13 protein-coding genes are annotated in these 14,398 nt (G+C 67.9%); 7 read left to right on the forward strand and 6 right to left on the reverse strand.

Features of this window, described 5'->3' with window-relative positions; all coding sequences use genetic code 11:
• Positions 1 to 56: 56 nt before the first annotated feature.
• The 4 genes from H0U68_RS00460 to ppsA form a co-directional block, all read right to left on the reverse strand.
• Positions 57 to 521, reverse strand: a complete 465-nt coding sequence (locus H0U68_RS00460) for a hypothetical protein (RefSeq protein WP_296352047.1) — start codon at positions 519 to 521, stop codon at positions 57 to 59.
• 107 nt (positions 522 to 628) lie between these two features.
• Positions 629 to 2,716 carry a VC_2705 family sodium/solute symporter gene (locus H0U68_RS00465; protein ID WP_296352069.1) on the reverse strand — a complete coding sequence of 696 codons (2,088 nt, stop codon included), beginning with the start codon at positions 2,714 to 2,716 and terminating at the stop codon, positions 629 to 631.
• The gene (locus H0U68_RS00470) at positions 2,691 to 2,963 is read right to left on the reverse strand and encodes a DUF4212 domain-containing protein (protein WP_296352050.1); all 273 of its coding nucleotides are present in this window, start codon (positions 2,961 to 2,963) and stop codon (positions 2,691 to 2,693) included. Before H0U68_RS00470 ends, H0U68_RS00465 begins: the two co-directional genes overlap by 26 nt.
• A 36-nt stretch (positions 2,964 to 2,999) precedes the next feature.
• Positions 3,000 to 5,396 carry a phosphoenolpyruvate synthase gene (gene ppsA, locus H0U68_RS00475; RefSeq protein WP_296352051.1) on the reverse strand — a complete coding sequence of 799 codons (2,397 nt, stop codon included), beginning with the start codon at positions 5,394 to 5,396 and terminating at the stop codon, positions 3,000 to 3,002.
• 196 nt (positions 5,397 to 5,592) lie between these two features.
• On the opposite strand from ppsA, the gene H0U68_RS00480 reads away from it, so the two are divergent.
• The 4 genes from H0U68_RS00480 (at position 5,593) to bfr (ending at position 9,192) form a co-directional block, all read left to right on the forward strand.
• A complete protein-coding gene (locus H0U68_RS00480) occupies positions 5,593 to 6,414 on the forward strand; it encodes a pyruvate, water dikinase regulatory protein (RefSeq protein ID WP_296352053.1) in 822 nt (273 codons plus the stop codon).
• A gap of 115 nt (positions 6,415 to 6,529) precedes the next feature.
• Entirely contained in the window at positions 6,530 to 7,102 is a 573-nt protein-coding gene (gene ahpC / locus H0U68_RS00485) for an alkyl hydroperoxide reductase subunit C (RefSeq protein ID WP_296352055.1), read from the forward strand.
• A 10-nt stretch (positions 7,103 to 7,112) separates the two neighbouring features.
• The gene (gene ahpF / locus H0U68_RS00490; protein WP_296352057.1) at positions 7,113 to 8,660 is read left to right on the forward strand and encodes an alkyl hydroperoxide reductase subunit F; all 1,548 of its coding nucleotides are present in this window, start codon (positions 7,113 to 7,115) and stop codon (positions 8,658 to 8,660) included.
• Positions 8,661 to 8,715: 55 nt separating this feature from the next.
• Complete coding sequence (gene bfr / locus H0U68_RS00495) at positions 8,716 to 9,192, forward strand: bacterioferritin (protein WP_296352059.1); 477 nt, start codon at positions 8,716 to 8,718, stop codon at positions 9,190 to 9,192.
• Here bfr and H0U68_RS00500 read toward each other — a convergent pair.
• Together H0U68_RS00500 and H0U68_RS00505 are read right to left on the reverse strand one after the other, a co-directional pair.
• Positions 9,189 to 9,827 (reverse strand): putative glycolipid-binding domain-containing protein, encoded by a 639-nt coding sequence (locus tag H0U68_RS00500; RefSeq protein ID WP_296352061.1) that lies wholly within the window; start codon positions 9,825 to 9,827, stop codon positions 9,189 to 9,191. The two genes, bfr and H0U68_RS00500, sit on opposite strands and share 4 nt — an antisense overlap.
• A gap of 125 nt (positions 9,828 to 9,952) precedes the next feature.
• Positions 9,953 to 10,735 (reverse strand): FTR1 family protein, encoded by a 783-nt coding sequence (locus H0U68_RS00505; RefSeq protein WP_296352062.1) that lies wholly within the window; start codon positions 10,733 to 10,735, stop codon positions 9,953 to 9,955.
• 175 nt (positions 10,736 to 10,910) lie between these two features.
• On the opposite strand from H0U68_RS00505, the gene H0U68_RS00510 reads away from it, so the two are divergent.
• The 3 genes from H0U68_RS00510 to H0U68_RS00520 all read left to right on the forward strand — a co-directional run.
• A complete protein-coding gene (locus tag H0U68_RS00510; RefSeq protein WP_365730277.1) occupies positions 10,911 to 13,220 on the forward strand; it encodes a TonB-dependent siderophore receptor in 2,310 nt (769 codons plus the stop codon).
• Between the two features lie 28 nt (positions 13,221 to 13,248).
• Entirely contained in the window at positions 13,249 to 13,923 is a 675-nt protein-coding gene (locus tag H0U68_RS00515; protein ID WP_296352064.1) for a Fe2+-dependent dioxygenase, read from the forward strand.
• Between the two features lie 10 nt (positions 13,924 to 13,933).
• Positions 13,934 to 14,398, forward strand: a 465-nt coding sequence (locus H0U68_RS00520) for an alpha-hydroxy-acid oxidizing protein (RefSeq protein WP_296352066.1), incomplete at its 3' end; no start/stop codon positions are given.

Raw genomic sequence — 14,398 nt, forward strand, 5'->3', positions numbered from 1 at the left:
ATTATAGCCCGGCGGGGAGTGCGCAGGCCAGCGCGGCAGCGCAAGCCGCTAAAGGCTCAGCCGTGCAGCGCCTTGTCCAGCGGCGCAAAGAGGTCCGGGCCGACCGCGTCGCGGATCTTGGGCGCGAGTTCGGCCAGCTGCTGGTAGCCGGAGGCGCTCTCCACCGCCAGGTTCAGCCGGAAGCCGCGCAGGCCCAGTCCCGCGGTGAGCTGGGTGGCGATGGGGTAAGCAGCGCTGTAGCGCTCCTGCGGCGTGCGGTCGCTGCGCGGCGCTTCGGGCTCTACCACGGTTGCGTGGGCGACCGACATCGCAGGGGTCCCTTCGGCTTCGGAGATCAGGCCGAGCGCGAACAGCGTGTCCACGTCGTCCGGGGTCGCGCCGGCCGCCGCCGTTGCGGTGAGCAGCTGGTCGCGCGAGCGCTTGCCGTCCACCAGGATCAGCGCCGAGCGCTGGCGCGGCGTGAGGGCCACGCTGCGGTCCTTCATCACCTGCTGTCCTGCCTCGGTCTTGACGACGATCATGGTCCTGCCTCTCGCGTGTGCGGCAAGCTTTGCACGGAGTCGCCGCTTTCGAATCGGGGTTTGCCCATACGGCGCAACGGCCATCCGGCTTCGCGCAACGCAATGGCTTACATGGAAACGCGTACGCGTTGCGCGGGCCACAGCCAGCTCACCGCGGTGGTCACCGCGAAGCCCACCGGCACGCCGAACACGCCGGCCAGCAGCGGCTGGATGCCCAGCCACAGCCACTGCCCCGGCGGCAGTCCGAGCATGGCCCGCACGGGCGGGGCATTCACCACCATGTAGTACACGGTGATGCCAAGGCCCGCCAGCATGCCGGCCACCGCGCCGCGCCGGCTGGCGCCGCGCCAGAAGATGCCCAGCACCATCGCCGGCACGAAGGCCGATGCCGCCAGCGAGAACGAGGCCGACACCAGCGGCAGGATTTCCGCCGCCTTGAACGACGCGGCAATGGCCGCCGCCATGGCCACGCCGAGCAGCGCAAATTTCGACAGGATCACGCGGTACTCGGGCGTGATGTTGCGGTTGATCTCGTGGCAGTAAATGTCGCGCACCAGCGCGTTGCTGATCGTCAGCAGCAGCCCGTCGGCGGTGGACAGCGCCGCCGCCAGGCCGCCGGCGGCGACCAGGCCCGACACCACGTACGGCAGCCCGCCGAGTTCCGGCGTCGCCAGCATGATGATGTCGGCGCCCATGCGGATCTCGCCCCACTGCAGGATGCCGTCACCGTTGACGTCGGCCACCGAGAGCAGCGAAGGGTCTACCTTGGCCCATTGCCCGATCCACGGCGGCAGCGCGCCGAAGCTGCTGCCCACCAGGTTGTTCATCACCTCGAACTTCACCAGCGCCGCGAGCGCCGGCGCGCTCAGGTACAGCAGCACGATGAAAAACACCGACCACGCCACCGAAGCGCGCGCGGTGGCCACGCTGGGCGTGGTGTAGTAGCGCGTGAGCAGGTGCGGCAGGCCCGCCGTGCCCAGCATCAGGCAGAACATGAGCGCCAGGAAGTTGCGCCGCGAGATGTCGAAGGCCTCCTGCTCCTGCGGCGTGCCCTGCGGATCGCCCGCATAGGCCTGGCTGTGCGGCGGCAGGCCGCCCAGCGGCTTGGCGCGCTCGTAGCTTTCCTGCACCGCGCGCGTCCTGGCTTCGCGCGCGCCGGCGGCGTCCTTGGGCAGCGCGGCGAACTCGCGGTGCGCGCGCACGATCAGCGCCGAGTCCGCGCCCTGCGCCTTCAGCGCGCGGATGCGCTCCTGCGCTGCCGTGCGGTCGCGCGCCAGCGCCTCGTCGATGTTGCGCAGCTTGGCTTCGTACGCATGCGCGCGTGCCAGGAAGATCGCCCCCACCTGCTTTTCCGCGGGGTCCTGCATCAGCTTTTTTTCCAGCTCGGCGATCTTCTGCAGCTGCGTGCCGTACACCAGCGGCGCCAGCGGGTTGCCAAGCTGCTTGTACGCGAGCCACGACACCGGGATCAGGAATGCCAGCAGCACCACCACGTACTGCGCCACCTGGGTCCAGGTGATGGCACGCATGCCGCCCAGGAACGAGCACAGCAAAACGCCGCCGAGGCCCAGCAGGATGCCGATCTCGAACTGCACGCCGGTCAGGCGCGAGGCGATCAGGCCGATGCCGTAGATCTGCGCCACCACATAGGTGAAGGAGCACAGCACCGCCGCGCCCGCGGCGATGACGCGTGGCCAGCGCCCGCCGTAGCGCACGCTGAAATAGTCCGGCACGGTGTACAGGTTCAGGCGCCGCAGGTGCGGCGCGATCAGCAGCGCCACCAGGCAGAAGCCGCCGCTCCAGCCCAGCACGTAGGCCAGCCCGCCGGCCTGGCCCGCGGTGCCGGAAAACCCCTGCAGGTACAGCCCGCCGGCCAGGCTGATGAACGAGGCCGCGCTCATCCAGTCGGCCGCCGCCGCCATGCCGTTGTACATGGGCGGGATGCGCCGGCCGGCCACGTAGTACTCCTCGGGGTCGCTGGTGCGGCCGTAGATGCCGATGGCCGCGTACATGATCACCGTGGAGAACAGGAAGATCGGGCCAAGCCAGTGGCGCGGCAGCCCGTTGCGCTCGGCCCAGGCCAGTAGCGCCAGGTAGGCGACGAAGCCCGCCACGTACAGCGCCAGGATGCGGTGCAGCCGGCGCTCGTAGGCGCGGTAGGCGGGCTCGCTAGCCACCGGCTTGCTCTTCCTCAGGAGACAGCGGCTCCTCGGGATCGAGGCGCGCCATCGCCCAGGCGTAGCTCACCACGATGGCGATGAACACCAGCAGCGCGCCCTGCGCCGCGAACCAGTAGCTGAATTGCCACGGCCCGACGGCGAAATCCAGCGCGCGGGCGAAGTAGCACACGCCAAAACCCGCCGCCGCCCACACCGCCAGCAGCCCCGCCTTCAGCCACAGCACGCGCGGATCGTGGTGCTCGTATGCCGCAGGTTCGTCCATGGCGCGGGATCATCGCACCGGCCGCAGCTGTGCTGGCTAGGTGTTTCCCGCCAGCCTTTTCCAGGTAGCGATCACGCTGTCCGGGTTCAGCGAAATCGAGGCGATGCCGACATCCGCCAGCCACTGCGCGAAGTCGGGGTGGTCGCTGGGGCCCTGCCCGCAAATGCCGACGTACTTGCCCTGCGACAGGCAGGCCGCGATGGCGCGTTCCAGCAACGCCTTGACGGCCGGGTCGCGCTCGTCGAACTCGGAAGCCAGTAGCTCCAGGCCGGAATCGCGGTCCAGGCCCAGCGTGAGCTGGGTCAGGTCGTTCGAGCCGATGGAAAAGCCGTCGAAGTACTCCAGGAACTGGTCGGCCAGGATGGCGTTGCTCGGGATCTCGCACATCATGATGACCTTGAGACCGTTCTCGCCGCGCTGCAGCCCCTGCTGCGCGAGCAGCTGCGTCACCTTGTCGGCTTCGCCCAGCGTGCGCACGAAGGGCACCATCACCTGCACGTTGCTCAGGCCCATGTCGTTGCGCACGCGGCGCAGCGCCTCGCACTCCATGGCGAACGCTTCGCGGAAGGCCTCGCTGATGTAGCGCGCGGCGCCCCGGAACCCCAGCATCGGGTTTTCTTCCTCGGGCTCGTAGCGGCTGCCGCCGATCAGCTTGCGGTACTCGTTGGACTTGAAGTCCGACAGGCGCACGATCACCGGCTTGGGCCAGAACGCCGCGGCGATGGTGGCCACGCCCTCGGCCACCTTGTCCACGTAGAAGGCGCGCGGCGACGCGTGGCCGCGCGCCACCGACTCCACCGCCTTCTTCAAATCGGGGTCGACGTTCGGATAGTCGAGGATCGCCTTCGGGTGGACGCCTATGTTGTTGTTGATGATGAATTCCAGCCGCGCCAAGCCCACGCCCTCGTTGGGCAGCTGGGCAAAGTCGAAGGCGAGCTGCGGGTTGCCCACGTTCATCATGATCTTGGTCTTGATGGCCGGCATCTCGCCGCGCTGCACCTCGGTGATCTCGGTTTCCAGCAGGCCGTCGTAGATGAAGCCGGTATCGCCCTCGGCGCAGCTCACCGTGACCAGCGTGCCGTCCTTCAGCAGGTCGGTGGCGTCGCCGCAGCCGACCACGGCCGGGATGCCGAGTTCGCGCGCGATGATGGCCGCATGGCAGGTGCGCCCGCCGCGGTTGGTGACGATGGCGCTGGCGCGCTTCATCACCGGCTCCCAGTTCGGGTCGGTCATGTCGGTCACCAGCACGTCGCCGGCCTGCACCTTGTCCATCTCGGAGATGTTGTGCACCAGCCGCACCGGGCCGGTGCCGATCTTCTGGCCGATGGCGCGGCCTTGGGCCAGCACGGCGCCGCGGCCCTTGAGTTTGTAGCGCGTCTCGGCCTTGCCCTGCTGCTGGCTCTTCACGGTTTCCGGGCGCGCCTGCAGGATGTAGAGCTTGCCGTCGGTGCCGTCCTTGCCCCACTCGATGTCCATCGCGCGGCCGTAGTGCTGTTCGATGACGACGGCGTAGCGCGCCAGTTCCTCGACGTCGGCATCGGTCAGCGAATAGCGGTTGCGCTGCTCCAGCGGCACGTCCACCGTCTTCACGAGCCGGCCGTCCTGCGCCTTTTCCTCGGGCGTCGAGAACACCATCTGGATCAGCTTGGAGCCCAGGTTGCGGCGGATCAGCGCCCGATTGCCGGCCTTCAGCATGGGCTTGTGCACGTAGAACTCGTCGGGGTTCACGGCACCCTGCACCACCGTTTCGCCGAGGCCGTAGCTGGAGGTGACGAACACCACTTCCTGAAAGCCGGATTCGGTGTCGATGGTGAACATCACGCCCGCGGCGCCCAGGTCGGAGCGCACCATGCGCTGCACGCCGGCCGACAGTGCCACGTCGGCATGGGCGAAGCCCTTGTGCACGCGGTAGCTGATGGCACGGTCGTTGTAGAGCGACGCGAACACTTCCTTCATCTTGTGCAGCACGCCTTCGATGCCCACCACGTTCAGGAAGGTTTCCTGCTGGCCCGCGAACGACGCATCGGGCAGGTCCTCGGCCGTGGCGGAGGACCGCACGGCGAAGCTGGCCTGCGGATTGCCCGCGCTGAGCGTCTCGAAGGCCGCACGGATGGCCTGTTGCAGGTCAGCCGGAAACGGCTGGGCTTCGACCCAGCCGCGGATCTCGGCGCCGACCGCGGCCAGGGCGCGCACGTCGTCGGTGTCCAGCGTGGTCAGCCGCGCATTGATGCGGTCGGCCAAGCCGTCATGGGCCAGGAACTGCCGGAACGCATGGGCGGTGGTGGCGAAGCCGGTGGGCACGCGCACGCCCTGCGGCAGCTGGGAGATCATTTCGCCGAGGCTGGCGTTCTTGCCGCCGACCGCCTCGACGTCGGTCATTCTCAGGTTCTCAAACGGTACGACCAGGGCGGTCGCGCTGAACAGGGCTGACATGACAAAGCTCCAGAAGTTGAAACCGGGTCCGCGCGCCAGCGCAGCGAGGCGCGCGGACCGGCCAGCATGCTTTGTTGTTGTTGCTTGGGGCTGTGGCGGGGCATGGCGCGTCGGATGAATTCGTTGCGTTGCATTGTAGGCGTGCGAGCCTTTTTTGAGGCTGGCAAGGCGCCGGCGAAGCGGTACAGTGGCGGGCATGCACACCCGCACGGTCTTCTTCATCTCCGACGGCACCGGCATCACGGCGGAAACCTTCGGCAACGCCATCCTGGCGCAGTTCGAATTCAAGCCGCGCCACGTGCGCCTGCCCTTCATCGACACGGTCGACAAGGCGCACCAGGTGGCGCGCCAGGTCAACCACACGGCCGAGCTGGAAGGCCGCAAGCCGGTGGTGTTCACCACGCTGGTCAATGTCGAGGTGCTGCAGGTCATCGAGCAGAACTGCAAGGCCATGGTGCTGGACATGTTCGGCACCTTCGTGCGGCCGCTGGAAATTGAGCTGGGCATGAAGTCCAGCCACCGCGTGGGGCGCTTCTCGGACGTGAGCAAGAGCAAGGCCTACCACGACCGCATCGAAGCCATCAATTTCAGCTTGGCGCACGACGACGGCCAGTCCGACCGCGACCTGGAACAGGCCGACGTGATCCTGGTCGGCGTGAGCCGCAGCGGCAAGACGCCGACCTCGCTCTACCTGGCCATGCAGTACGGCCTGAAGGCGGCCAATTACCCGCTCATCCCCGAGGACTTCGACCGCAAGCAGTTGCCGGGAACCCTGGCCGTGCATCGCAAGAAGATTTTCGGCCTGACGATCCAGCCCGAACGGCTGAGCGAAATCCGCAACGAGCGGCGGCCGAACTCGCTCTATGCCTCGCTGGAGAACTGCCGCAACGAAGTGGCCGAAGCCGAGGCCATGATGCGGCGCGAGGGTATCCGGTGGCTGTCGACCACCACCAAGTCGATCGAAGAGATCGCCACCACCATCCTGCAGGAAATCCGGCCCGAGCGGCTGGAGTACTGACCCCCTCCATAGACGGCTCCTAAAAGCACGATTGGCGCTTTGAATTGCGTTCGCATTGGCGCGTCCATACCATAGACAACATCAATCGAATTCAATTCATCCATAGGAGCAGTTCATGTCTTTGGTCAACCAGCAAGTCCCGTCCTTCACCGCCACCGCGTACCACAACGGCAAGTTCGTGCCGGTCACGCAGGAGAACTTCAAGGGCAAGTGGTCGGTGGTCGTGTTCTACCCGGCCAACTTCACATTCGTCTGCCCTACCGAGCTGGGCGACCTGGCCGACAACTACGCGCAATTCCAGAAGCTGGGCGTGGAGCTCTACGGCGTGTCCACCGACACCCACTTCACCCACAAGGCCTGGCACGACACCTCGGACACCATCAAGAAGGTGCAATACCCGCTGGTCGGCGACCCCAACCACCAGCTGGCAACCTTCTTCCAGGTGCTGATCACCGAGGGCGAGGACGCGGGCCTGGCGCTGCGCGGCACCTTCGTGATCGACCCCGAAGGCCGCATCAAGACCATCGAGGTGCACGACAACGGCATCGGCCGCGACGCCCAGGAAACCCTGCGCCGCGTGACGGCCGCCCAGTACATCGCTGCGCACCCAGGCGAAGTGTGCCCGGCCAAGTTGAGCGAAGGCGCCGAAACGCTGACGCCGTCGCTGGACCTGGTCGGCAAGATCTAAGGAGCCCGCCATGCTCGACGCCAACCTCAAGGCACAGCTTGCCGGCTATCTGCAGCGCATCGCGAATCCGGTCGAGGTGGTGGCGTCGCTGGACGACACGCCGGCCTCGGCCGAGCTGAGTGCGCTGCTTAAGGACGTGGCCGAAGCGTCTCCGCTCATCCGCCTGAGCGAAACGCGCGGCGGCCCGGCCCGCACGCCCTCGTTCTCGGTCAACCGGCCGGGCGAGAACACCGGCCCGCGCTTTGCCGGCCTGCCGATGGGCCATGAGTTCACCTCGCTGGTGCTGGCGCTGCTGCAGGTCGGCGGCTACCCGCCCAAGGTGGACGAGGCCGTGCTGCAGCGCGTGCGCGCGCTGGACCGCGACCTGGAGTTCGAGATCTACGTCTCGCTGTCCTGCCACAACTGCCCGGACGTGGTGCAGGCGCTCAACCTGATGGCGGTGCAGAACCCGCGCATCAAGGCGACCATGATCGACGGTGCGCTGTTCCAGGACGAGGTGAAGGAGCGCCAGATCATGGCCGTTCCCACCGTGTTCCTGAACGGCACGCATTTCGGCCAGGGCCGCATGGCGCTGGAAGAGATCCTGGCCAAGGTGGACACCGGCGCCACCGAACGCGCGGCGCAGGACATCTCGGCCAAGGAACCGTTCGACGTGCTGATCGTCGGCGGCGGCCCCGCCGGCGCGGCGGCCGCCGTGTATGCGGCGCGCAAGGGCATCCGCACCGGCATCGCGTCGGAGCGCTTCGGCGGCCAGGTGCTGGACACGCTGGGCATCGAGAACTTCGTCTCCATCAAGGAAACCGAAGGCCTGAAGTTCGCGATGGCCCTGGAGGAGCACGTGCGCCACTACGACGTGGACATCATGAACCTGCAGCGCGCCAAGGCCTTGAAGCGCGGCACCGACCTGATCGAGGTGGAACTGGAAAGCGGCGCGGCGCTCAAGGCGCGCAGCGTGATCGTCACCACCGGCGCGCGCTGGCGCATGCTGGGCGTGCCAGGAGAGCAGGAGTACCGCAACAAGGGCGTGGCCTACTGCCCGCACTGCGACGGTCCGCTGTTCAAGGGCAAGCGCGTGGCGGTGGTGGGCGGCGGCAACTCCGGCGTGGAAGCGGCGATCGACCTGGCCGGCCTGGTGGCGCACGTGACGCTGGTGGAGTTCGACACCAAACTGCGTGCCGACGCGGTGCTGCAGAAGAAGCTGGCCACCCTGCCCAACGTCGACGTGGTCCTGAACGCGCAGTCCACCGAAGTGGCGGGCGACGGCCAGAAGGTCAACGGCCTGGTCTACAAGGACCGCGCATCGGGCGAGACGCGGCGCGTGGAGCTGGAAGGCGTGTTCGTGCAGATCGGCCTGGTGCCCAACACCGAGTGGCTGAAAGGCACGCTGGAGCTCTCGCGCCACGGCGAGATCGTGGTGGACGCGCGCGGCCAAACCTCCATTCCCGGCGTGTTCGCCGCGGGCGACGCGACTACGGTGCCGTTCAAGCAGATCATCATCGCCGCCGGCGACGGTGCCAAGGCCGCGCTGGGCGCGTTCGACCACCTGATCCGCAGCTGATTCGCCCACCGACTTGCGCCACAATGCGGTCCAGACAACATCGAGCGAGTGCACCATGCAAGGCGATCCGCAAGTCATCCAGCATCTGCAGGCCCAGCTGCGCAACGAGCTGACGGCCACCAACCAGTACTTCCTGCACTACCGCATCCTCAAGCACTGGGGCTTCGAGAAACTGGCGAAGAAGGAGTACGAGGAATCCATCGGCGAGATGAAGCACGCGGACAAGCTGATGGCGCGCATCCTGATGCTGGACGGCCTGCCCAACCTGCAGGACCTTGGCAAGCTGCTGATCGGCGAGGACGTGCCGGAGATCCTGGAAGGCGACCTGCAAAGCGAGCGCGGCGCGCAGACCGCGCTGAAGGCCGGCATCGCCCACTGCGAGGCGGCGCGCGACTACGTCTCGCGCGACCTGCTGCAAGACATCCTCGTGGACACCGAGGAGCACATCGACTACCTGGAGACGCAGCTCGACCTGCTGGCCAAGATCGGCCTGCCGAACTATCTGCAGTCGCAGATGGGCGAGCAGAGCTAGGCTGTCAGTCCGGCACGGCGCCAGTACGGCGGATAGCGCAAGACAAGCCCGTCTGAACCCACCAGCAGCTCGGCGCTGAATCCGGATCCGGCGCTGTGGTAGCGCTCGGTGGACGCCGCCTCCTGTCCTTGCCCTTGCGCGCTGCTGCCGGCCAGCATCTGGTAGCGGAACGTCCGCAGCTTAGGGTCATCGCTCGCGCCAGCCGTGTAGCGCTGTCGCACCGGCTGCACCTGCAGGTCGGGCAGGCGGATGTAGGCCATCACGAAATCCCTGCTCTGGCCCGGCGTCCACGACAGCCGCTGGATCGGCAGGGTGTTGGTCAGCGGCGTGCCCATGATGTCGATGTCCAGCGCCTCGGCCAAGTCCGGCCGCGCGGCGCCGTCCACTTCCCAGCCCTCTGAATGCTTGCGCAGCCGCAGTTCGCGCCGGACCGCGCCGTGCGCGAGCTTCAGTTCGACCTGCTGGAACTGCCACTGCGGCTCGCAGTGCAGCGTGTAGGCGAGATCCAGCGGCACGCCTTCCCATTCGGCCACCACGCGCCCCTGCACGCGCACGCCCTGCTCGTCGCGCTCGACGTTCGCCACGTCCAGGCCGGGGCGTTCCAGCCATTCCCATGCGATCAACTGCTGCGTCATCGGTACGGTCTCCTTGGTTGTTGCGACAACCCACTGTAGGGAGCCCGCCCGCGGCGCGCCACTGGCGAAAAAGACAATGTCCCCAGGGAATCCGCCAAGCCGGCGGATCCCAGCCCAAGCATCGCTCAGGCGCTGTTCTGCGCCGGCAGCTGGCGGCCGCGGCGGTCCTTCCAGAAGGCGCCGATCAGCCACACCGAGGGCAGCGCCACCATCAGCAGCGAGATCACCTGGGCGACCGTGCCTTCGGCCAGGTTCTCGGTGGCGTTGTGCCAGTACGCGTTGTCGATGCCGGGGACCAGCGCGCTCTCGGTGAACTCGTGGAAGCCGTGGATCACAAGTTGCGCCGAAAACACCACCATGAATACGGCGGTGACCTGAAAGAAGCGGCTCAGGTTCACCTTGCTGCCGTGGCGCGTCCACAGCCAGGCGATCCAGGCGGCCAGCGCGAAGCCGACGGCCCCGCCCCAGGCCATGTGGGCCAGGTCGCCGTTGACGGCGAGCGAGGCGATCATCGTCGCCGTCTCCACGCCCTCGCGCCCCACCATGAACAGGGCGAAGGCGAACACCGCCCACCAGCCGGCGCCGCCTTCGCGCTCGCTCGCCTCGCCCAGCCTGCCGTCGATGTGCTTCTTCATGTGCCGGCCCATGCGAAGCATGTGCACGGTGCAGCTCATCACCGCGACGGCCGCGATCCACGCCATGACGCCTTCCCAGGCCGGCGACATGGCGCCGACGCGCGCCAGCACCACGCCCAGCACGGCGGACAGCCCGAGTGCGGTCAGCACGCCGGCGCGGATGGCGCCGACCAGCGCCTCGCGGCCGGTGCGGCGCAGGTAGAGGGCGGCGATGGCGACGACCAGCAGCGCCTCCAGGCCTTCACGGAACGAAATCAGCAGCGTTTGCAGCATGGAAACACCTTTTGTGCAGAGGTTGGGTGACAACGTATCCTAAATGAGATAGATTCGCATTTGCAAGTAAATTTTTGAAAACCCACCCGCCAGCCAGTTCGCGTCCCGCGCCAGCCAGCCTCATGTGTTCGATCCAGCCGGCCGCAAGTGCCGGTTTTCTGTCCGGAGGTTTCCCTTGGCGCGTTCCGCCCGTTCGAGCCGCAAGGCCATTGCCCGCCCCGTTGCCGCGGCTTCCAGTTCCACACCCGCGCTGATGCCCCTGGGCGCGCTGCTCATGGCTGCTTCAGCAGGTGCCTGGGCCCAGTCCCCTCCCCCGTCCGCCGCCGAGAGCGGCAAGACGCTGCCGCAGGTGGTGGTGAAGGAGAAGGCCGAAACCCCCGCGGGCAAGGACGCCCTGCGGACCACCACCACCAACATCGGCAAGGGCATCCAGGAACTGCGCGACATCCCGCAGTCGATCACCGTCATCACCGAAAAGCTGATCGACGACCGCAACCTCGACACGGTGAAGGACGTGCTGCGCAACACCGGCGGCATCACCTTCCAGGCGGCCGAGGGCGGCGAAGAGGACATCCGGCTGCGCGGCTTCTCGCTGGCGGGCACCGGCGACATCTTCCTTGACGGCATGCGTGACCCGGCCTTCTACGACCGCGACACCTTCAACAACGACCGCATCGAGGTGCTGCGCGGCTCGGCCTCCATGCTGTTCGGCCGCGGCTCCACCGGCGGCGCCGTGAACCAGGTGAGCAAGTCGCCGCGCCTGATCGACGAGCACGAGGTCACCACCACCCTCGGCAGCCACGCCTACCGGCGCGTCACCGGCGACTTCAACTTCAAGACCGGCGAAAGCGCCGCGCTGCGCCTGAACCTGATGCGCACCAAGGCCGACAACAACGGCTCGGGCAGCAGCATCGACAAGGACGGCCTGGCGGCGTCCTACCGCTGGGGCATTGGCCTGGGCGACGAGTTCATGGCGAGCCTGTACTACCTGAACAACAACAACGGCATCAACTATGGCCTGCCGTGGATCCGCCCGCGCGCCACCGACAGTTCGGCCGCCAACACCATCATCGGCAGCCTGGACCCCACCGCCTATTACGGCATGTCCAGCGACTACAACGCCGGCATGGCGAGGACGCTCACTCTCGGCCACATCCACCGCTTCGACGGCGGCAGCGAGCTGCGCACGCAGGTGCGCAAGGGCCAGTTCAACCGCGACCTGCGCGCCAGCGCCATCCGCTTCGCCGGCGCCGCACTGCAGCCGGGCGCCAGCGCGGCCGACCTGTCCAACTTCGGGCCGGGCACGGTGTTCACGCGCGGCACCAACCTGAAAATCCAGGACGTGGACACGCTGCAGGCGCAAAGCGACCTCAGCACCAAGTTCACCGCCTGGGGCATGAAGCACAGCCTGCAGACCGGCATTGACTTGGCGCGCGAGGAGAAGGCGGGGTACACGGCCCGGAGCGCCGCGCAGGGCGGCGTGAGCCTCATCAAGCCGAACACCACCGCGGGCCGGCCCGACGACGGCGCCTGGATCGACGAAGGCACGCGCAGCCTGCGCCCGGGCACCGAATTCACCGCCAAGGCCTGGGGCGTCTACCTGCAGGACCTGGTGGAGGTCGCGCCGCACTGGAAGCTGCTGGGCGGCCTGCGCTACGACAGCATGGACGGGCGCTACGCGCAATGGGCCATCCCCGCCAACGCGCCCGGCCCGGTCACCACCACCGAGTACCGGCAGAAGATCGGCGAATGGAGCAAGCGCGTGGGCGTGCTGTACCAGCCCACCGACCTCAGCTCGTTCCACTTCTCCTACGGCACCTCGTTCAACACCTCGGGCGACACCTACTCGTACAACGCGCAGTCGGCCAACACGCCGCCCGAGCAGAGCGAGAACATCGAACTGGGCGCGAAGCTCGATTCGGCCGACAAGCGCTTTTCCGCGCGCTTCGCGCTTTTCCGCTCCACCAAGAGCAACGAGCGCAACACCGACCCGGATACCGCCGCCAGCCGCCTGCTGCTCTCGGGCAAGCGGCACACCGCCGGCGCCGAGGTCGACCTGGTCGGGCGCATCACGCCCCTGTGGGAGGTGTTCGGCTCGTACATGTGGATGCCGATCGCCCGCGTCGACCAGGCTGCCTCCACGGCCACCACGGCCGGCAACCGCGTCGGCGACCGCCCGGGCCTGACGCCCAAACACAGCGGAACGGTGTGGAGCACCTACCAGCTCACCCCGAAGTGGCGCGTGGGCGGCGGCCTGAATTTCCGCAGCAGGCAGGCGCCGGCCGACGTGACGGCGCCCGCCTGGCAGGCCCCCGGCTTCGTCACCGCCGACCTGCTGGCCGAGTACACGATCAATGACACCTTCGTCGTGAAGGCGAACCTCAGCAACGTGACCAACAAGCTGTACGGCGACTCGCTGTACCGCGGACACTACGTCCCGGGCGCCGGCCGGTTGCTGCAGGTGGCACTGACCGCACGCTTCTAGGTCTATTCCCTCAAGCAAAGCCGCCGCCATGCTTGTCACCTTCCCGTTGCTGGACGCCGAGGAACTCCGGTGCGCGCACGGCCTGCTGGCCGCTGGCCACTGGAGCGACGGGCGCGCCAGCGCCGGCGCGCAGGCCGCGCTGGCCAAGAACAACGAGCAGCTCGCGCCGCAAGGCGACGAGGCGCGCGCTCTGGGCCAGATCGTGCTGCAGGCGCTGGACCGCACACCGCGCTTTCTCGCTGCGGCCCTGCCCAAGCGGGTGTTCCCGCCGCACTTCAACCGCTACGGCGGCCAGGCCAACACCTACGGCCCGCACGTGGACGGCGCCATCCGCTTCCTGGAGAACGGCACGCGCGTGCGCACCGACCTTTCCTGCACCGTGTTCCTGTCGCCGCCGCAGGACTACGAGGGCGGGGAACTGGCCATCCAGGGCACCGACGGCGAGCGCAGCGTCAAGCTGCCGGCCGGCCATGCCGTGCTGTATCCCGGCACCAGCGTGCACGCGGTGCGGCCGGTCACGCGCGGCCACCGCCTGGCCTGCTTCTTCTGGATCGAAAGCATGGTGCGCAGCCACGAGCAGCGCAAGCTGCTGCTGGAGCTGGACGACGCGCTGGTCGACCTGCGCATGGCCGGAGAGACGCCAGCCACCGTGGCGCTCACGGGCACGTACCACAACCTGCTGCGCATGTGGGCGGACACATGAGCCCCGCCCAATGAGCTTCGTGCCGTCCATGCAAGCGGTGCCGCCGGGAGTCGCCACCTTGGACGACTACGCGCAGCATGCGCGGCGCGCGCTGGAAGCACCGGTCTGGGCGTACCTGGACGGCGGCGCCGCAGACGAGATCACGCGGCGCGACAACGAACAGGCCTGGCAGCGCCTGCGCCTGCTGCCGCGCGTGCTGCGCCCGATGGCCGGCGGCCACACACGGGTGCAGCTGCTCGGGCGCACGCTGGAGCATCCGCTGCTGGTGGCACCAATGGCATTCCAGACGCTGGCGCACCCGGACGGCGAACTGGCGGTGGCCTGCGCCGCCGCCGCCCAGCAGGCCGGCCTGGTGGTCAGCACGCAGGCAAGCACCGACCTCGGCGCCGTTGCCCAAGCCTTCGCCGACGAACCTGGGCGCGGCCCGCTGTGGTTCCAGCTGTACGCCCAGGACACGCGTGGCGCCACGCTGGAC

This window comes from Ramlibacter sp. (genome assembly GCF_013697775.1).
Lineage (GTDB): Bacteria > Pseudomonadota > Gammaproteobacteria > Burkholderiales > Burkholderiaceae_C > Ramlibacter.

Excerpts from the sequence above, each read along its gene's own strand:
- H0U68_RS00460 (WP_296352047.1), bottom strand. The coding sequence starts at position 521 with ATGATCGTCGTCAAGACCGAGGCAGGACAGCAGGTGATGAAGGACCGC.
- H0U68_RS00470 (WP_296352050.1), bottom strand. The coding sequence starts at position 2,963 with ATGGACGAACCTGCGGCATACGAGCACCACGATCCGCGCGTGCTGTGG.
- ppsA (WP_296352051.1), bottom strand. The coding sequence starts at position 5,396 with ATGTCAGCCCTGTTCAGCGCGACCGCCCTGGTCGTACCGTTTGAGAAC.
- H0U68_RS00480 (WP_296352053.1), top strand. The coding sequence starts at position 5,593 with ATGCACACCCGCACGGTCTTCTTCATCTCCGACGGCACCGGCATCACG.
- ahpC (WP_296352055.1), top strand. The coding sequence starts at position 6,530 with ATGTCTTTGGTCAACCAGCAAGTCCCGTCCTTCACCGCCACCGCGTAC.
- ahpF (WP_296352057.1), top strand. The coding sequence starts at position 7,113 with ATGCTCGACGCCAACCTCAAGGCACAGCTTGCCGGCTATCTGCAGCGC.
- bfr (WP_296352059.1), top strand. The coding sequence starts at position 8,716 with ATGCAAGGCGATCCGCAAGTCATCCAGCATCTGCAGGCCCAGCTGCGC.
- H0U68_RS00500 (WP_296352061.1), bottom strand. The coding sequence starts at position 9,827 with ATGACGCAGCAGTTGATCGCATGGGAATGGCTGGAACGCCCCGGCCTG.
- H0U68_RS00505 (WP_296352062.1), bottom strand. The coding sequence starts at position 10,735 with ATGCTGCAAACGCTGCTGATTTCGTTCCGTGAAGGCCTGGAGGCGCTG.
- H0U68_RS00515 (WP_296352064.1), top strand. The coding sequence starts at position 13,249 with ATGCTTGTCACCTTCCCGTTGCTGGACGCCGAGGAACTCCGGTGCGCG.